Source organism: Spirosoma validum (assembly GCF_014699035.1).
Lineage (GTDB): Bacteria > Bacteroidota > Bacteroidia > Cytophagales > Spirosomataceae > Spirosoma > Spirosoma validum.
Genome location: NZ_JACXAA010000002.1, coordinates 897,357 through 917,041, shown reverse-complemented (window position 1 = coordinate 917,041; position 19,685 = coordinate 897,357). Strand labels below are relative to the sequence as shown.

Below are 19,685 nucleotides of genomic sequence, written 5' to 3'. Positions count from 1 at the left end.
AATCAGGGATTAGTCTAAGCCGAGGCAGTAGTGAACCGAGTGTCGCTTTGATGCTGTCACCGCTAGTCGACAACTGGCCTGTAGCTGAAGAACGAGCGAAAAAATACCAACAGACGGTCCCCTTATGAAAATGAAAGATTTAGATGTGTTTGATAAGGATAGCGATTAAGAAACTTAGTTATTTCGTTTAGACAAAGAATGGGGAAATACGTTTGGGCAATGCCGGACAGGCTAAAAAGGGGGAGTTCAAAGATTGTAAGCAAACTCGTTTAGTCACTTACAAAAACAACCATGAAGTTAGCGCGTAAGGAGGATGTGTTCAGAAGACGGGAAGTACTGTCTGCCTTATAACTAACTTAAAGGTAAGTGAGTTCATCATTTGCTTAAATGAGTTCAGATGACAATAAATTGGTGGTTAAATGAAGTACTTTAATAGGATAGGCACGGTATTGCCTAACCTATTAAAGTACAGATTAGTACAGCTGTTGGAGTCTTAGTTGATCGCTCCTACCATATCTTCCGGCTTCACCCATTCGTTGAATTCTTCTTCTGTAAGGTAGCCAAGTTTGAGAGCTGTTTCTTTCAGTGTAGAGCCGTTTTTATGAGCGGTCTGAGCAATTTCAGCGGCTTTGTAATAGCCGATTTTGGTGTTCAGCGCCGTAACGAGCATGAGGGATGAATCGACGTGTTTTTTAATGTTGGCTTCGATTGGTTCGATGCCTTCGGCGCACTTGTCGTTGAACGATACGCATACGTCGCCAATCAAACGAGCCGAGTGAATGAAATTGTAGATCATGACCGGTTTGAATACGTTCAGTTCGAAGTGCCCTGTCATGCCACCAATGTTGATCGCTACGTCGTTACCCATCACCTGGGCCGCTACCATCGTCATCGCTTCACATTGGGTTGGGTTTACTTTACCCGGCATAATCGAAGAACCCGGCTCGTTATCAGGAATGTGTAACTCACCGATACCGGCCCGTGGACCTGATGACAACATCCGAATGTCGTTGCCGATTTTCATCAGGCTGGCGGCTACGGTTTTCAGGGCACCATGGGCTTCAACAATGGCGTCGTGTGCGGCTAGTGCTTCAAATTTATTTTCGGCCGTTATGAATGGCAGGCCCGTCAGATCGGCAATGTGTTTCGCTACGTTCTCCGAATAGTCGGGGGGCGTGTTAATCCCCGTACCAACAGCCGTTCCGCCGAGGGCCAGTTCGCTCAAGTGAGCCAACGTATTATTTATCGCCCGTAGACCGTGGTCGAGTTGCGATACGTATCCCGAAAACTCCTGCCCCACCGTTAACGGCGTCGCATCCATAAAGTGTGTCCGACCGATTTTGACTACGTGCATGAATTGTTTCGACTTAGCTGCCAGCGTATCGCGCAGTTTCGTAATCCCCGGAATCGTTACGTCCAGCAGGATTTTATAGGCCGCAATGTGCATAGCCGTCGGGAACGTATCGTTCGACGATTGTGACTTATTGACATCATCATTCGGATGCAGAAATTTCTTCTCGTCGGTAAGCTGGCCGCCGTGTACTACGTGCCCACGATAGGCCACGACCTCGTTGACGTTCATGTTCGACTGCGTCCCTGAACCCGTTTGCCAAACTACGAGCGGAAACTGATCATCCAGTTTCCCTTCGAGAATTTCATCGCAAACCTGACCGATTAAGTCACTCTTTTCTTGTGGTAATACGCCCGCATCAAGGTTTGTCAGCGCGGCAGCTTTCTTGAGATACGCAAATGCCCGGATGATCTCGCGGGGCATTTTATTAATGTCCTGAGCAATTTTGAAGTTTTCGATCGAGCGCTGGGTTTGGGCGCCCCAATAAACGTTGGCCGGAACCTGTACCTGGCCCATCGTGTCTTTTTCGATGCGGTATTCCATGAATAAATAAGCGAAAGGGTTAATGAACGCGCGACTATTTTTTGCGGGTTGGTTTCATCACACTGTTTCTATTGGCTGCAAAGGTAATGGCAATGAAACAGCGTTGAAACGAATTCCAAATCTTTATTAGCCTATAAAAAAGACGGCTCCCTACACAGGAGCCGTCTGGCTATTTAATTGGTATTTAGACTGCTATAGCGAATTAATTTCTAAAATATGGCCGTACATACAATACGTCTCCATCTATTTTTGCTGCTTTTCTGAATGAATTTCTAGATTCTGAAAAACCATTTCCGTCTTTAAATGCACGACCTGTATTGACAGGGATAAAAATATCATTGGGGTCTCCATAATCTTCCAGCATTAAAAAAGCGTTTTGAAGATTTTTAATTCCCGTAGCTGTTTTTTCACCAGAGTATACAGTAAGCGCACGGTACTTATTATTTTCAACCTGTCCTTCTCCAAGAACAAATATGGTAAAGCAGGTTCCGTTTCCAGATATAAATCCCTTTATATCAAGCCCTACATCACCACCACCATCAGATTTGTAGTCAACCTCTATTTTTAAATCCGTAGTCTGGTTTTTAAATCGGTAAATATAATCGTAGAAGTTATTCGCATTATCGCCCGGTACAGTTGTTTTTGTTTTTATATTCGGTGCCATAAAATAAACCCCTTCAACATTTGTTACCGTTTGTCCTTCACAGACATTTACACCCAACTCTCGGATTTTGTCAATATTATCCTGTGTAATTGCCTTTTTAATGTCGTCGCTGAAATCGCCCGTTGGTGGATCGGTGGATGGCGGTGGTGGAGTCTGATGGTCTGTGCAGCCGTCAAAAGCAAAGGATAACAAAAAAATGGCTGCGTACGAAACGTAGCGGGCACACACATGGTAGATTGGTTGCATAGTTGTGGAAGAATAGTTAAACATAGATTTAAACTCGGGGGTAAAATTCCTGCTTTTCAGATGGTGGGAAAACCCTGTTTACCGTACTGAACGCTCCTCTTTTTCGCCAGACGCATCTAGCGAAAAACCGTAGGTACTCTTGTTAGAATCCCTGCTGCCAGGCCCAACGTAGCAGTTCGACCGTATTCCGAAACCCCAGCGTCTGCTTAATATTACGGAGGTGGGTTTCGGCAGTAGAGGGTTTAATATTTAGATCAGACGCGAATTCCTTCGGCATCATGCCTCTGGCATATTGTCGTAAAACGCTCTGTTCTTTTGGTGTTAACTGGTCAAGGGAAGGCCCGGCCGACTGGGTAGATGTGAATAAGGAGCTGATCAACCGGGGACTGTAATAGAAATGCCCATTTACTACCTGCTGTATAGCTATTTTAATTTCTTCCAGCTTATCTGTTTTTAAAACAAACCCTTCAAGTCGAGTCCGGTGTGCCTGTCGCACGATATCTGGAGAGTTTTCAGCTGTAAACAGAATGACTTTCAGACCGGGATAACGCACTCGAAGCGTCTCAATGGACGCCATACCCGAGAGTTGATCATCAAACCATAGATCTGTAATCAGTATATGGGGCGACGAGATCGTGACCAATTCGGGCACCTCGTTCGGTACAAACGTTTTTCCGACGATGGTTACTTTACTATCTTCTTCCAGCAGGTCCGTCAAAGCATGGATTACAATCGGCTGCTTATCAGCCACTAGTATACGTACCGATTTATCCATAAAACTCATGATTCCGGAAAATGACGTGAATAGCTACGTCCATATATGCTACTGCTTCAATAGAAAGTAACATCTATTCTTCTGCATTTATTGATCTGTAAGTATGTAGCTATTTGTGTCTCGGAAGCAACGGTTCAGTTTCACGTAGTAACGTGGGTATTTCAGCCTACGAATGAAACGCTGAAAAAAGTGGCGTGTAGGTATGTGTATAGTTGGCATTTGGTACTAACATCGCTCCTGCTCGCTGTAACGAAGCGGTCGCAGCACTAGCCTGGAGATGAACCTAGATTTCCTGAAAACAAAGCTGGTCTAAAGGGGTCCAGGTACGTTCTTTCTTCAGGAAATTCACTCCAAATCTTCGGTTGAGCCTGAACTTTACGAAATTTAATGGGTTACTTTTCTCGATTATGCGCATTAATACTAGACATTAAGATATTTCAACTCAATTTAACTACGTATAAACATGGCAAAATCTGCTTTTTTCCTACTCTCAATGATCGCTTTGGCTACAGCTTGTTCCAGCAGTAAAACCGAATCTACGTCAACGACCGTATCGGATAGTACCTCTACCATGAGCACCTCTACAGACTCAACAAGCACAACCGCGACAGGCGACACGACATCAACCATGTCGACTGATACTACGAAAAAGGATTCGATTAAGTAATCGCTGACTCGTCTTATAAACAAAAGGACCCTTGGTAACGAGGGTCTTTTTGTTTATAAATCAACCAACTATTTTTATTCGATACGACTCCCATAGTAACAAAACGCTCAATCTTTTAAGCCGCTAATCGTTCAGTTATTACCGCTGGTTAAACTATTTGACCATTTTTCGGTGCGGCTTTCTTAATTTTATGCTGTCTTTCTAATCTACAGGTGCTAAAGACTATGGGATACGAATCCTGGCTATTCCTCTTTCTGGGCATGATGATAGCGCTACTGTTGTACAATCTTGTGCAATGGAGCCTTTATCGAGAGCGTATCTACGGTTTATACACAATTTACCTGCTAGTCTGGTTAAGCTACTTTTCATTGCGATCCATCGGCAGTTTCCCCGATAATATCACTCATTTTATACGAATTGTTGGGCCGATGGTGGCCTACTACGTGTATTATGATTTTACAATTACGTTTCTGAATCTGCGCGACTACCGTCCTACGTTATTACGTCTGTTTCGAATAGCGCAAGGGGGTTTAATCGCCTACATTCTGCTTGAAATCAGCTTTTGCTTTTTGTCGGATCTTTGGCAAAACCCGGTTCATGAAATTATTCATACGGGTGTACGCTCAGCTCTTGCCGTTCTATCCGGTTATATTATTGTTACGATTTACAAGCGCAAAGATCCCGTCGGACGGTTCTTTATTACGGGCTCCTGCCTGCTGGTGCTGGGTGCGCTAACAGCTATGATTTTAACCATGGCGTTACCTCTAACTGGCCCTAATCTTTTCTGGCGGGAACCGTTGACGTATCTGCAAATTGGCATTGTACTCGAACTCGTCTTTTTTTCAACGGGTTTAGCGTATCGTCATCGCCGTGATATTCACAAAAAGGCACTGGTCGAGCAAGCACTTACCCGTGAGCGAGAACGTCGGCACCGCGATTATTCCGAAGCGGAACAGGTAGTGCAATCGCTTCAGCAAGAGGTAGATGAGATGCATATGCGGGCGCTACAGGCGCAACTAAGTCCGCATTTTCTGTTCAACAGCCTGAATTCGTTATCAGCGCTAATTGCCGACGACCCCTCGAAAGCAGAACGGTTTGTTGACGAACTATCGAGCGTATATCGATATCTGCTTCAGGCTAATGATCGTGAACTGGCATCTCTGGAAACGGAAATGAAGTTCATCAATTCCTACTACCATCTGCTGAGAACACGTTACGGTCAGGGAATTTCCTTAGCGGTTGATATTGACGATGCCTGTCATGAATGCCTGCTCCCACCCTTAACCCTGCAACTGCTGATCGAAAATGCCGTAAAACATAATGTTGTTTCTCCGAATTACCCGTTGACAATTCAGATTTTCACGAAGAACAGCACGGTTCTGGTCGTACGAAATAATCTCCAGCGAAAGGGTATCAACCGGTTTACATCGACTAAAAAGGGGCTTCAGAATATTAACATGAAGTACCGATTACTGAATCAGCCTCCCATTGACATTTACGAATCAGAAGACGCCTTTGACGTACTGGTGCCTTTAATTCCTTCAACGACTCAGGTTCCTTCCTGATCAAACCTCATCTGGATTCTTTACGATTCTCATTTACCCTAAAGCCTGGCCGGAATCAGAATCTCTTCCCCTTTATGAAATAACGGTTAAAATCGGTCGTATTCAGCTACCTATAAACTAGTTGACCCTCTGTTAATTCAAGTGTTCCTGTTATCTTTGAAGGAAAGAGTATACATGCAATCGCCGGTCAACTCGCGACCTAACTGCTTCTTATAGAAACAGCCATTCTCCTGATCGCAGCCAGGCAACGTGTATGCAGTAAATCAAGAAGTTTAGTATGAAGCATGGGTTACTATTAATCTGGTGTTTGGTCGGTGCTCTGACGGTAAACGCGCAAAATCAGTTCGGCAACGAATGGATTCGTCCTGGTCAGAAGTACCTAAAGTTTTCGGTAAATCAGACGGGTGTTTATCGGGTAAGTTATCAGGATATTAAAACTGTCGATCCGTCGTTCGTCCAGACAAATCCAACAAGCTGGCAACTGTTTTTCAGAGGAAAGGAAATGGCCATTCGGGTCGTGGGTGAGAAAGACGGGGTTTTCGACGCGCAGGATTACGTAGAATTTTACGGAGAAGGTAATGATGGTAGTCAGGATACGCTGCTTTACCGTCCTCAGAAGCGGCCTCATCCTTACCAAACGCTATATACCGACGTAACAGCTTATTTTTTAACGAGCGCCCCCGCAACAGCCGGAAAACGGATGCCGGAGCTGAACAACTCAGCTCAAGGCCTTACGCCGGAGAAATTCCACGTCGAAGAAACCGTACGGGCATTTACCAGTGAGTGGACCTTCAATAATCTTATCAATACAGAGCCCTTCATTCAGCAGAGTTATTTCGAGCCAGGCGAAGGTTGGTCTGGTACGTTGCTTACGCAGGATTCGCTTGGCGTTGTTCAGCTAAAATTGGCGGGGCGCGTAACGAACGACTGGCCCATTACGTTGTCGGGCATGATCAATGGTCGCGATAACGCCTACCACCAGGTAGAGGTGCTGTTAAATTCGGCGACTACGCCATTAACTACGCTGGCGTTTACGGGTTATGCAGCGCCGACATTCCAGACCACCGTTAATCCAAGTACGCTTTTAAACGAGCAGCTTACGGTAAACTTCAAAGCAATCCGAAATACGCTGACCAACAATTATTCCATTTCATACGTAAAGCTTTCGTACCCGCAGGCGCTGGATATGGCCGGGCTAACAACCAAGGTATTCCATGTGCTGCCCAATGCGAGTCAACAAGCTCTGATGGCGATCCAGAATGCGCCTACAGGTTCTGTCGCCTATGATATTACGGATAAAGCGAATTGCCGATATTTAACCGTTCAGGGGGGCAACGGCCAGGCGCAGGTTGTTGTAAATGCAGTCGATCGTAACCGAACTATTTTTATTACAAACCAAACAGCGAAACTGCTGTCCATACAGATCCCGCATTTTACGGCTTCGTTTCCAAAAGCGATCGATTATGCCATTATTACCCACGCATCCCTCCGCCAGTCGGCCGCTACGTATGCAACGTACCGGGCATCGGACCAGGGAGGCCATTACACGCCGTTTATTACGGAGACAGATTCGCTCTTCGATCAGTTTAACTATGGCGAGAGAAGTCCGCTGGCACTACGTCGGTTTGCCGACTACATGCGAGCAAATACAGGCATTAAACATCTGCTGCTAATTGGGCGTGCCAATAGCTATCCATATACGGTTAAAACGACCAAAGATGATTTAGTGCCTACCGTGGGATATCCTGGTTCCGATCTCTTGCTGACAGCAGGCCTGGGTAATTATACAATCAACACGCCAGCTATCCCGATCGGCCGACTCAATGTGGTTACTAATGATCAGGTGATTGCCTATCTGGACAAAGTCAAACAGATGGAATCGGCAACGGCGAACGGAATCTGGCGGAAGCACCTCATTCATATCAGCGGGGGGAAGACGCAACCTGAAGCGCAGAGCCTCCGTTCAGCAATGGATAGCTTTGGGGCCATCTTCAATAATGGACAGTTAGGTGGTCAAATCAGTACGTTCAGCAAAAGTCAGTTCGTTCAGGAAGTTGAAAAGATCAACATCGCTCCTATAGTGAACGATGGGGTAAGCATGATTACCTTTTTTGGTCATGCCGGTCCTTCAATTACTGACATGAATTTCGGGTTTGCCTCCCCCGTAGAAAACGGTTTTCGGAATACGAATTATCCACTTATGGTCTTCAATGGCTGCGGAGTAGGCGAAATTTTTTCTAAATACAATACACTCTCGACGGATTGGTTACTGGCCCCTCAGAAAGGAGCGGGTCTCGTATTGGCTCACTCCTATTACAGTTATGAGCAATCAACAACGTGGTATCTTTCACGACTTTATTCTACTCTGTTCACAAACGCAGCCACCCTCGGAATGCCTTTCGGGCAAGTTCAACAGCAATTGAATCAGGCTCTTGAAAAAGAAACGATTGGCCCCTACGAGTCGTCGGTCATGCTGGAAATGGTTTTGCAGGGCGATCCGGCTGTAAGCCTATATCCGCTACCGAATCCTGATTTTTCATTCGCCCAGAAAGGTATTTATATTAAGTCGAACATAGGCGGTGGTTCGATCAAAGGTGGTGATTCCATCCGGATTGTCATGCCGCTGGCCAATATTGGCAAATACGTATCTGGGCAATCTGTAGCCGTATCACTAAAAAAGACAAACGGTGGCACTACTACTAGCTTCCCGCTACGTTTTACCTCATTCCGTTATCGGGATACATTGGTCTATACAATTCCCAGAGAGGCTAATCTGCAGAAATTAGAGGTGATTATCGATCCTGATAACCAGATTGTTGAACTAGACAAAAAGAACAACACGGCCACGCTGGCTATTGACTGGAGTCAGATACAGGGGAGCAGCTATCCGGCCAACGCGTTGCCCGACGTAGTGGCTCCGGCAATCAATGTGTTTGTCAATGGGGTTGTTCGGGAAAACCAGGCCGTCGTGAATACCAATCCGCGCGTAGAAATTTATCTGCTGGATCAGAACGCGCTTTCGGCGAAAGATACCACGGCTATTGACGTGTATCTGAAAACATGTGCAACCTGTGCTCCACAAAAAATTTCCTCGAAGGCCCTGTCTGTATCAGCCGTTTCTGAAAATCAGTTGTTGGTAACGACGAATCTCGCTCTGCAAGCTGGTAGTACGTATCAGCTCATTGTTTTCGGGAAAGATGCTGCTGGCAACCAGACACAGCCGCCTTACGTCCTGGATTTGACTGTAGCCGGGAAAGAAGAAGTGATTACATTTCAGGTCAACCCGAATCCGGCTACGTCATACGCAAACTTTGACCTGATGTTGAACACGCAGGACTATCCTATCGACTCCCGGTTAACAATTTATAGCTTGTCGGGCGCTCAGGTTTATGATGATGCGTTCCCGGCTAATCCAGGCAAAAATTCGTTTCTGTGGCAGGGAGGAGCCCCCGGTATGTATATCTACTCGCTGCGATTAACCTGGAAAGAAGGCCGTACGGAAACGTATCGCGGAAAAATTATCTGGCAGCGGTAATTAATAGATCCTTTTAATAACCAGAAGCGGTCCTTTATAGTCGTTCTAACAATAGATGACTATAAAGGACCGCTTCTGGTTACTGTCGTTTCCTATTTACGGCAAACGATTAGTCGAAAGTAATTCCCATTTCTGTTTTGTACCAGATTCAATAATGGCTTTACCGATGCAAGCGGCCGACGATTGGCAATAGGCCAGGGATACATTCTCACTGTATACTAAGCCAACATTCTGGGCATAAACCCGGCGATATCGTTCCTGATTGACCAATGTTGAGTCATCGGCCCCGAAGACCGAAACGGTACGGTCGAAATTAAGTTTACTAACGGCAAACGTTTTTCCGGCATCCTGATATCGAAGCAACGTATCAGCGTTAGCGTTGTATTCATTAACATTCCAGGAGGTCGTCGTATTGATAGGAAAAACCATGCGCACAATGGGCACGTTGTGTTCCAGACTAACGACTTCCTTGAGGTTTTTGTACACCGTACGGATCGCATTGAGCTGCCATCCAGCCTGTTCCGATCGTTTAACGGATTCTTCGATCAGGTACAATAACTGACCATTCTGTGTATAAGAACTACTGATTTTTTGCTGCAATTGAAAAACGCTCTTTTTCGCGGAGTTCGCGGCAGCATAATTTTCCTGCGTTACCTGGTAAATCCAATAATCGCCGATTTCCAACGGAAAGTAGTTCGAATCGATGTTGGTAGGATCAAGGTTATTTGTCTGGCAACTGACACCAACGCCTACTAAAAGCAGATAGACTATGGCCTTATAGACATAATTTTTTCTAAGCATTTTCTTACCAAGAATGATCGTAGAATCTTTGTGTATATGTTTCTAACCGAAGATACAAAGATAACAGGATTTGCCTGTGCTTTCTGTTACTTTGCATTGACTGATTGTGGAAGCGTTACTCATTGAATTCTGATAGTACAGCTTCTTAATAACTTCATTTTTTAAGACTATTTATGGGCGGAATCGCTGGAATGATTCGATTCGATGGACAGGCTGTAGATTCAACCGATTCGACTAATATAATCAGGCTACTAAAACATCGGGGTAACGTACTGAGTCAGTCAATTGACAACGGTTTGTTCATCGCTTTTGGTGGAACGATTGAAAGCCATCCGAATGCTCCTGTTTTTGCGACCGTCGACGCGGATGTTTTTTCGGCTATGTTTACCGAGCAGCCTTTTACGTCGGGTTATCTTCAGACGGGCGCTACGTCGTTCAACAACCTGAATGCTGATTTCGCGGTAGCGCTCTGGGACGCTCACCAGCAGACGCTTTATTGCGCCCGCGATGCAATGGGGACAAAACCGCTGTACTACGTTCACCAGCCCAACCGTTTTTTTGCCTTTGCCTCTGAAATAAAGGCACTGACCGTACTTCATGAAGTTGCGGTCAAACCTAATAAACATAAATTCAGGGAATACCTTACCTGGCCAACTGTTTACGTTCATTACAGTGCAGAGACTTTTCACGAAACCATTTACAGCGTATTACCCGGTCATTACCTACAGGTAAACTCAAAAACAGTAACTGAACACGCCTACTGGCAACTCGATTTTACTAAGTTCAAGGGGCTTCACGGCATTGACGATTATTCAGCCCTATTCCACGACCAATTTACAGTAGCGATTGACAGTCGGATGCGTGGAAAGAAGTTGGTAGGTTCCCATTTAAGTGGGGGATTAGATTCCTCCTCGGTCAGTTGTGTCGCCCAGTCACTGTTGATTCAACAGCGTCGCCCGACGCTACACACCTTCAACATCGATACGGAACAGGCATTAGCGGAGGAACAGGCTTATGTACAGGCGGTAGTTGATCAATGGCATCCCATTCACCACCGAGTCCACCCGGTAAACGACGTACTGGATTCCGTTCTGAACATACATCATCTCTTCGATCGTCCTGAGCAATTCATTATCCCGTCCAGCTTTCATCTAAGCGTTTCGCTTAAAGCGCAGGAACTTGGCTGCGATATTCTGCTGACGGGCCACGACGGCGACAGTGTGATTACGACCGGTTTCGAATTTCTGGATCAGCTAATTAGTACCGAACAGTGGGATGAGTTTGAACAGGCCAGTCGGCAATTTCTTGCCCCACGCGAACGTAACATTTATACCCTTAGTGACCGTTGGCCGCAGTTAACAGACCAGGCTAAATATGAGAAGTATGTTTTGTCGGTTATTGGTAGCCATTTAAAAAAACAGTTTAGAAAACAGCCGCTCCCGGCTTTTATCACCCAGATGCTCGATCATAAAAAACGGTTTGGGCTTTCCGAATCGGCGATCATGGCCTACGTTTATCAGCGGATCAAGGTGAAGTTTAATCAGCAGACGACGATTGATAATGCGCTGAGCGAAGACTTTAAGCGGGAAGTTCCGCTCAGGCCGCAGCAATCGACCGAACAGCTTGTCAAGTCATTGTCTGCAGAAAATCACGTGGCTGTTGAAGAAATTCTCAACAATACGAATGTCATCTGTAATGAGCAGATGAATCACATTGGTGAATACTACGGTCATACGTATTCGTATCCTTTTTTCGACAAGAACGTAGTAGAACTCGGCTTGGCGACCCCGATGTCTGTCCGTTTTTATGAAGGACGCGGTCGCGGACTGATCCGGCATGGGCTGCGCAACGTTCTGCCGTCAGCCCTTTTATCTCGCTTCACGAAAGCCAACTTTGTTGAATATGGTACGTTAGCTGCGCTACAACTCTATGAAGCGACCCACGATCAATTTTCAGCTGCCAGCCACCCCATCTGGGAAATAATTGACCGGCGTACTTTCTCGAAAATTGTCGCTATTGTCAGCAATCCCCGCTTTCCTTCCAGCCGAAAAACGCGCTATAACTGGTTATTAAGCCGGATTATTTACCTCTCGCTCTGGCTCGGTTCGCTCGAAAAACCGAGTTAACTCACCGATGAGTTGGTAGGAAACGATAGAGCGAGCGAACCGCCCGTACGAAAACAGTAATAAAGCCCAGTTCTTTGGGAACATAAAAAAGGCGATGCCCTACTTTAAACGTAGCGGCCCGAAATACGCGGCTGCTGAAAAAAGTAAGTCCTATTTTCACCTGTCGACCAGTCTGCGTCTGAGCTTTTGCAAAAAAGGTTACCTGGTCCATGATCAATTTACTCAACGCAACCGTCTCAGCCCCTTCCCAGTTTTTTTCGTAAGCGTCTATAAGTCCCTGCACCTTTTCCATCCGGATTAGCTGCTGAACCGATGGGGGCAGTGGTAAATACCAGATCTGCTGACACCAGTGTAATCCTGCTAAAAAGATCGTTTCAAGACCGTATCGACGTAGTTCCTGCATCAGCCACGACCAGTCGATTGTTTTTCCTTTCAACAAGAAATAAAGATCATTCACGAAATAGATAAGCTGCCAGATGTTCGTACCACCGTGGTGCGTGACCAACAGAATAATCTGCCATTCAGTAACCAGAGCGGGTTGGGCCTGTATCTCGTCCAGATCAAATATTTTATAATCTTTATTCAGGCAAATAACCCCCCAGTGCAGATCAACATCAAAATGACTGTTGTTGAAAAATGGCTTGAAGAGGCTTATTTCGTGTAGATCGGCCAGCATGCTGCGTTCGTCATGCTGCTGGTAACGCGTGTGCTTCTGGTTCGTATGATAACCCTGCGATTCTAAAAGATGGACCGTCGGCAAAGCGTCTTCTTTTCGAACCAGTACGTCCAGATCACCGATGGACCGTAAGCCGTTGTCGGGGTAACAGTTTGCCGCCAGATAAACACCTTTTAAGGGTAAGTGCATGATTCCCGCGCTACCCAATAGCTGGTCAAACTGCCGATAATGATGTAGCTTCAGTAAATTATCGGTCGCAATGGCCCGGCAATCGTTCTGTAAATCAGCCAGCAATTTGGAAGGAATGTTGGGAACTTGCTGAAGCACACGGTACAAAAACGGGGCAATCCGATGTCGGTTTGCCAACGCGTAGAGTCGATCCCAGTTTACGGGATGCTGATTTAGAAATTGAGTCAACAGCCCTTTCTTTTCGGCCGTTACGTCTTCCGTACAGGCCATCAATAGCACCACAATTTCGGGAGAGCGACCTGGCTTCATGTAAGCGATGTTATCAGGTAATCGACAAATTCATTCAGTTTCACAAAGTTAGCGGGACGGCTTAATTTGTAAAGCGGTGTTATGCTGGCGATTGCTACGCTTTTCTCGAAATGATCTTTGAGAGACTTACCCTGAAGGATGGCATCAGGAAGCGGAAAATAGCTAAGCAGTTCGATAGGGCTTCGACTCTTAGGAACCTCGCTTATGGCTTCTTCGGACGTATTGACAGCTGTCAGGACAAAAATCTGCTCCAGCAGAACGGCATTTTCCTCAAACAAAACCGACTCGTGCCACGAGAATTTATTGGCTCCTTCCCGAACCTGGTCTAACCCATCTCTCGCGATCTGCAAACCCTCGACGCTTTTCTCCCAAATTTTAATCTGAGAAAAGGCGGGGATTAAGGTTGGTTTACCCGCTTCATTTACGCGAATACAGACCAGATCATCGCTCATAATTCGCACTCCCCTATTGGCAAAAGCCGCTACGGTTGTTGATTTACCAGCCCCTGGTTCACCCACAAAGACAATGCCTTTGTTATTGAGCTGAATAGCGCCCCCATGCAGTAAAAAATAGCCTTTCTGAACTAAGAGCAAGCCAAACGCTTCGCTCATCGTAAACAGCGACAGAAGCCCTTCGTCGGTGATCCTCGTATCCACGACTAATTCATTCCCCCCGGTAGCCATAAAACCCATAAGCGAAGGCCAGTTTAGCCACATTCTGTCGGGTCCTTCCTGAGCAAACTGAGCGTAAAATCCGGCACGATGGAGCTTGGTTTCCTGCCAGGGCGGAGATGGTGGCAAATGGCCCCGTCGAATGGTTAGATCAACCTGAGTCGGTTCTATTTCTTTAAGATAACTAAGCGTAATCTCTGAACCAATCGTTAGCCCGTAGGCTGTGTAATAATGCTTGATTCGATCCATTCTAAAATTGACTCGAAGACGACGTGTCTGTTCGTCAGGGATAATTCTACTAAGTAGACGTTACGTTCGAAACCTACTGATGATTAGATTCTTAACCAATGAGATATATCATGCCATTACTCGGATACGTCGACTAGTTTTTCACGTAGCAGATTGTCCAGAAACGATGTCAGCTCTTGCCAGCAAACGGAAGGTTCTACATCAAATTCTTCGAGTAATTTATCCTGAATTTCCTGAGCAGATATCGTTTCGTTTTCTTTTAGGAGCGACCAAATGAAGCCGCCAACTTCGTTCAGTTCATAATAATTACCCAGTTCATAATTCAATAAAACTGTTTCATTGCCCAGAACAGACGAGGACTGGTTCGGTACGAGTTGAATACGAGACGCAGGTGTAATAGTCATTGATTAAAACGTATACTAAAAATTGATTCACGAATTCCTATTTAACGGCTGAATTTTAGAATTCTGGCAAAGTAGCATCGTGAATTCGACCTATCAAAATTAACGAGGATAAATGCAAAAAGTCCGGTTCGTCAATAACTGCGACGAGCCAGACCTCTAATGGATACAAATTGTTACTGAACGTGATTATGCCTGATGCGGCTGCATGCCATCGCTAATCGAGCCAAGTTTCAGTGTCAACTGCTTTATATTGCCTAAAATCTTCAACTCGGGCTTCTGATAAACCTTCCTGGAAGAAGGAGTCCAGTTGCTTTTAGTATGAATTTCCATGGCGTGTCTATTTCAGATTTTTCTAAGCCTCCAAAAATAGACTGATTTCCTGTAATAACCAACCCTAGAAACGGTTGACATCTCTCGATCAGTTATAAGCAATTATCGTTTAGTGCTAACAAATAATTTTCTTTAATTACCGATATGCAAAAAATAGCAACTTATAGCAAGAAAGTAGTTCTAAGCATAGAACGGAGCAAACCCGTACCCTAACGCTCGTAGCAGCGAATTTCCATAAGAGCTGCCGGTGCAAAATCAGTTTCACCAGCATTCTTTTTCTTAAGATGTATCGTTAAACTGTTCGTCTCAACCGGCTTGTCAAATCGAATCGTGTTGCTGGTCTGATGGTTATGGGATTGACGAAAAATACGTTCTTGCCGGTCATTGCACAGTTCGTACTCCTGAACACAGAAAGGCGCAACCGTTTCGGGATGAATCATGATAACTGATTCCAAAGGATGGTCAAAATCCGTATCGAAGCGAAGTTCAACCCGACTAATTTGCTGTTGGGTGGGCCAACTCAAGGTTAAGGTCGGGTTCTGATCCTCTATGTTCGCTACCCAGGCATTTGGTTGATTCGTAGGACGCTGAACCCCATTACGCACATTCTCCGAACCGAATAACTGGATACCGGGCGTAATACGTAACGCAATATTCTGTCCGGCAGGCCGGCGCTCAGGACACCAGAACTCGAACGTATCGACGCCAATGTCCTCGGTCGGTTCCTGTTTCCCGTAGTTCGAGACAGCCGGGTTAATCTTGTTAAATACAGACAAAACCCCTGTGACACGTAAGGCACTGTACTGCAATTGAATGTGTTCGTTTTTTAGGAACGTAACAAAAACGTAGCCCGGCTCATCCATCTGACTGTTGAATACCAGTTCCACTTCCTGTTTACCTTTTTGCAGGGCCAACGTAAGTGTTTCGAGCGTTACGTCCGGTGTGTGATTGTACGATTTGCTGCTTCGTCTTAGCTCGACCGTTAGCGTTGTTTCACGCTCGGCCGTCACGAAAGCGGTCATCTGGGGAACGGTTCCTACTGGCAAGGGTAACATTTGGGCCGCCGATTGAAGCAAGGGAAGCAGTGGCCCATTCGGTGGTAGCTCATTTAAAATGAACTCGCTGGATATTGATAAGTTGGCGGTTTGTGCAAGATCGTTGGTGTCCTGTAACGTAACGCCGGGGATATGCTGTCCCGTTTTGAGTAACTCCTTCTGTAACGTAATCAGGTGCTCAGGCTCGGTTAAGTCGTGGGGGAGCAGGTCATTATGTGTGCATAATGCAGCGGCCATACCTACTGCCTGCGCTACGTGTGCGCCCGTAGCCATCACTCGCGACGACCCAAACGCTACATGCGAAGCGCTGATGATACGCCCAGCCAGGAACAGATTCGAGATATTACGGCTGTATAAGCAGCGATACGGAATTTGATAAATACCTTTGCTATGCCACTGATTGCAACCCGGCTTCTCTGAAAAAATACCATCGGCGGGGTGTAGGTCAATGCTCCATCCTCCGAAAGCCACAGCGTCAGGATGCATTCGCTGCTCAACAATGTCCTGTTGCCGCAACATGTAATCACCTTCAAACCGACGACTTTCCCGCTTACCCGGAATTTGTCCGACCCATTCGAGTGTCATGGTTTCCGCTTCGGGGAACTGACCGGAATTTTTGATGTAATTCCAGACGCCGTAAACGACTTTCCAAAGCTCCCACTTGATGGTTTCAGTGTCGTGAACGGTGTCTAACCGACCTCCGTATTCAATCCACCAGAGCTGACAGCCATACTCCTGCGCGTTGAAGCGCCGATAGCGTGGAATTTTGGTGATGTCATCCAGTGCATAAGCCGGTGGCACAAATCGCACTGGTCGGCCGGTATCTTTTGTGTAGAAGTATAATGAATGCCCGAGCAATTCGCCGTATTCGGCGGTCGGGGCAAATTTCTCCCCGAATTCTTGCTGGTTTTCGGCACCCATTCGAAAAGCGGCTCCAGCCTGAAAACCAACGATACCATCGCCTGACGCGTCGCAGAACAACGGAGCAACTAAGGCATAAACGGTGCTGTTCTGACTGCAAAAAGCTTTTAAACCGCTAATTGTGTCCAACGCAGATTTCTCGACTTCATAAACGGCGGTGTTCAGTAACAACGTAATGTTGGGTTCCAGCACTACTTTTTCCAGCAGAATGGTATCCAGAATCAGTGGATTACCTTCAGGGTTCCGGTATAAGTTTTCGAGCAATAGCTCGTCGATTACCCCGCCTTCGCGCGCCCAGCGATTGTTGTTGCCCATGTGCGACGTAGCACCCAGCACCCAAAGGCGAACCTCAGACGATGAGTTACCACCCAGTACGGGCCGATCCTGAACCAGTATGACTCGGATACCCGCCCGAGCCGCTGTAATGGCGCAGCATACACCCGATAGTCCTCCGCCCGTCACAATCAGATCGGCAGAATGATGGATGGTTTTCAGAGTGCGTTTATCAGTTGCCTGTTCGCGTATCATTTTTTAAATCAATCGTTTGTGAAAGAATAGAGAAACCTGTGGGCTTAACAATCTCCACAGTTAATGTTTTGTCAAAACCGCGTACTGGAATGGTCATCTCAGCCTGCTGACCCGGTTGCAATTCAGGAATCGGGAAGGTTGACGTAGCTGTTTTGACTACGTAGTTCTTTAAGGCATAAGCCGGAAAATCATTTCGGGCGGTTATTCGAAGTTTCAGCGCATGAACCCCCTCCTCCCCCGGCTCCCAGTTGACTTTTTCAATCGTAACGGGAGCCATACCGGTTTGATGCGCTTTGTACAACGGTCGCTTCGAACGATCCCAACGTACCAGTCCCCACGGGCGCGTTCCATCGGGGTTTGTACCGTCATGCCGACTCAGGTAATCGTTAAATGACCACCACGACGCCCCCACTACGTATGGCAGTTGCCGAATGTCGGCGAGAAATTTTTCGATATGACTGACTTGCCCCGTTTCGCCGTCTTTTCCATCGGCCCGCGTACCGTACTCGCTAATAAAAATGGGTTTATCAGGGTAGAGTGAGTGAATGTGTTTCAGCACATTGGCATGATTACCATACGTATTGGTCGAAACAAAATCGCAGTACTGGCTGGCTTCATCTTCCGGATTTTTCGGTAGGATGTTCAGCCGCATCGACGCGAAGGTGTACAAGCGTGTCGGATCAAGTTCGCGGGCATAAGCAATCATGTCTTTGGTCCACCGTTGCCCGGCAGGCTGTTCTGAAAGATACTCGTTTCCAACACTGTAGGCGATAATACAGGGGTGGTTCCAGTCGCGCTCGACCATCTCACGGAACTGCTGCCGAAATTTCGTGCGGACGGTGTCGTTATCCATTTCTCTCGGCGTCAACTGCCAGTTTCCTGCTTCCGAAATAATCAACATGCCGTTCCGATCGGCCCAGTCGTAGATGGTTTCGGAGGGTGTATAATGTGTCAGTCGATGAAATTCCATGCCCGCTTCTTTCATCAGCCGCAAGTCTTTTTCCACTAACCAGTCCGGCTCCAGCAACCCTAATCCCGGATGATCGACCACACGATTGCCCCCGGCTACTTTAATGGGCTGACCATTGAGCAGTAACTGCGTATTACGTACCTCTACTCGCCGAATGCCAAAATGCGTCTGTACGGTATCCGCTCCGGCAATGACCTGAGCATCATATAGCGTGGGCTGATCAACGCTCCAGAGTTTTACATCGGTGGCTTTCATAACGGCTTCTGCTTCCAGGATTGCCGTTTGATTAGCTGCCATACTTCTCCCCGACTGCTTCCAGGTCAATGGGATAGTCTTTCCGTTCTGCGTAATACGGAAGGCTAGTTTAGGCGTAATGGTCTGCCCACTGGCATTACGTATGCGAGTTTTCATTTTTAACGTAGCCGTGCTTTTCGCCAGCAGTCCGGCGTCCCGGTCGGGCACGGCTTCGATTTTTACGTTCTCTACATACACCTCCGGCTCAACGATCAGGTAAACCGGACGAATCAGTCCACCGTAGTTGATCCAGCCGGGGAAGGGATCATTTGGCTGGCCGTTATCTTTTGCGCCGGGAATGGTGCCTACCCGCCATGTATTGTTATTGACCGAAATGGCGATCGTATTCGATCCTGCTTTCAGGTAAGACGTTACGTCGAAATGGAAGGGCGTATACCCGCCTTCGTGCGTTCCAACTTTCTGATTATTAATCCAGACCGACGTTTCGTAATAAGACGCATCGAAATGAAGTAAAACGCGTTTACCAGTCGTAGGTTGCCAGGGAAACGTTCGGCGATACCAGACCGTCCCGGTATAAAACTGATACCGTGGATCGACTGAAAAACAGTGCGGAACGGTCACTTTATCCAGGCGATTCAGCGGCAGATCTTCCCGATACCATTTATTGACTTCACCAGTGTCCATTGGGTCCATCATAAATAGCCATTCGCCATTCAGCGGAATCGCTTTTGGGTCACGAATGGTGTATTGGGCCTGAACGAAAGGGTTCACCCAGAGAAGTAGAAGGATTATTGGAAGATTTCGTATATGGTTCATGGAGTAGGTCACAATTTCTATCTAAAAGGCAATGAACAT

Annotated in this window: 14 protein-coding genes; 3 read left to right on the top strand and 11 right to left on the bottom strand. The window is 46.5% G+C overall.

Features of this window, described 5'->3' with window-relative positions; translation table 11 throughout:
* Positions 1-493: 493 nt before the first annotated feature.
* The 4 genes from fumC to IC230_RS08625 form a co-directional block, all read right to left on the bottom strand.
* Positions 494-1,894, bottom strand: coding sequence for a class II fumarate hydratase (gene fumC / locus IC230_RS08640; RefSeq protein WP_191038563.1), 1,401 nt, complete (start codon positions 1,892-1,894; stop codon positions 494-496).
* Between the two features lie 202 nt (positions 1,895-2,096).
* Positions 2,097-2,804: a hypothetical protein gene (locus IC230_RS08635; protein ID WP_191038562.1), complete on the bottom strand. Its 708-nt coding sequence runs from the start codon at positions 2,802-2,804 to the stop codon at positions 2,097-2,099.
* A gap of 142 nt (positions 2,805-2,946) precedes the next feature.
* Positions 2,947-3,588 (bottom strand): LuxR C-terminal-related transcriptional regulator, encoded by a 642-nt coding sequence (locus tag IC230_RS08630; RefSeq protein WP_191038561.1) that lies wholly within the window; start codon positions 3,586-3,588, stop codon positions 2,947-2,949.
* Positions 3,589-4,026: 438 nt separating this feature from the next.
* Positions 4,027-4,269 (bottom strand): hypothetical protein, encoded by a 243-nt coding sequence (locus IC230_RS08625; protein ID WP_223860434.1) that lies wholly within the window; start codon positions 4,267-4,269, stop codon positions 4,027-4,029.
* Positions 4,270-4,470: 201 nt separating this feature from the next.
* Between IC230_RS08625 and IC230_RS08620 the strand changes: the two genes are divergently transcribed.
* A complete protein-coding gene (locus IC230_RS08620; RefSeq protein WP_191038560.1) occupies positions 4,471-5,811 on the top strand; it encodes a sensor histidine kinase in 1,341 nt (446 codons plus the stop codon).
* Between the two features lie 277 nt (positions 5,812-6,088).
* Positions 6,089-9,346 (top strand): putative type IX secretion system sortase PorU2, encoded by a 3,258-nt coding sequence (gene porU2 / locus IC230_RS08615; RefSeq protein ID WP_191038559.1) that lies wholly within the window; start codon positions 6,089-6,091, stop codon positions 9,344-9,346.
* A gap of 96 nt (positions 9,347-9,442) precedes the next feature.
* Here the strand turns inward: porU2 and IC230_RS08610 are convergent, their stop codons facing one another.
* A complete protein-coding gene (locus IC230_RS08610; RefSeq protein WP_191038558.1) occupies positions 9,443-10,147 on the bottom strand; it encodes a hypothetical protein in 705 nt (234 codons plus the stop codon).
* Between the two features lie 173 nt (positions 10,148-10,320).
* Between IC230_RS08610 and IC230_RS08605 the strand changes: the two genes are divergently transcribed.
* Complete coding sequence (locus IC230_RS08605) at positions 10,321-12,273, top strand: asparagine synthase-related protein (RefSeq protein ID WP_191038557.1); 1,953 nt, start codon at positions 10,321-10,323, stop codon at positions 12,271-12,273.
* A 1-nt stretch (position 12,274) separates the two neighbouring features.
* Here IC230_RS08605 and IC230_RS08600 read toward each other — a convergent pair whose 3' ends face one another.
* The 6 genes from IC230_RS08600 to IC230_RS08575 form a co-directional block, all read right to left on the bottom strand.
* Positions 12,275-13,447 carry a nucleotidyltransferase domain-containing protein gene (locus IC230_RS08600; protein ID WP_191038556.1) on the bottom strand — a complete coding sequence of 391 codons (1,173 nt, stop codon included), beginning with the start codon at positions 13,445-13,447 and terminating at the stop codon, positions 12,275-12,277.
* On the bottom strand, positions 13,444-14,367 hold the full coding sequence (locus IC230_RS08595; protein ID WP_191038555.1) for a serine kinase: 924 nt from the start codon (positions 14,365-14,367) through the stop codon (positions 13,444-13,446). The genes IC230_RS08600 and IC230_RS08595 overlap by 4 nt, the downstream gene beginning before the upstream one ends.
* A 116-nt stretch (positions 14,368-14,483) precedes the next feature.
* On the bottom strand, positions 14,484-14,771 hold the full coding sequence (locus tag IC230_RS08590; protein WP_191038554.1) for a PqqD family peptide modification chaperone: 288 nt from the start codon (positions 14,769-14,771) through the stop codon (positions 14,484-14,486).
* A 186-nt stretch (positions 14,772-14,957) separates the two neighbouring features.
* On the bottom strand, positions 14,958-15,101 hold the full coding sequence (locus IC230_RS08585; RefSeq protein ID WP_191038553.1) for a hypothetical protein: 144 nt from the start codon (positions 15,099-15,101) through the stop codon (positions 14,958-14,960).
* Positions 15,102-15,310: 209 nt separating this feature from the next.
* Positions 15,311-17,605 carry an FAD-dependent oxidoreductase gene (locus IC230_RS08580; protein WP_191038552.1) on the bottom strand — a complete coding sequence of 765 codons (2,295 nt, stop codon included), beginning with the start codon at positions 17,603-17,605 and terminating at the stop codon, positions 15,311-15,313.
* Complete coding sequence (locus IC230_RS08575; RefSeq protein ID WP_191038551.1) at positions 17,583-19,646, bottom strand: glycoside hydrolase family 2 protein; 2,064 nt, start codon at positions 19,644-19,646, stop codon at positions 17,583-17,585. The genes IC230_RS08580 and IC230_RS08575 overlap by 23 nt, the downstream gene beginning before the upstream one ends.
* Positions 19,647-19,685: the final 39 nt, after the last annotated feature.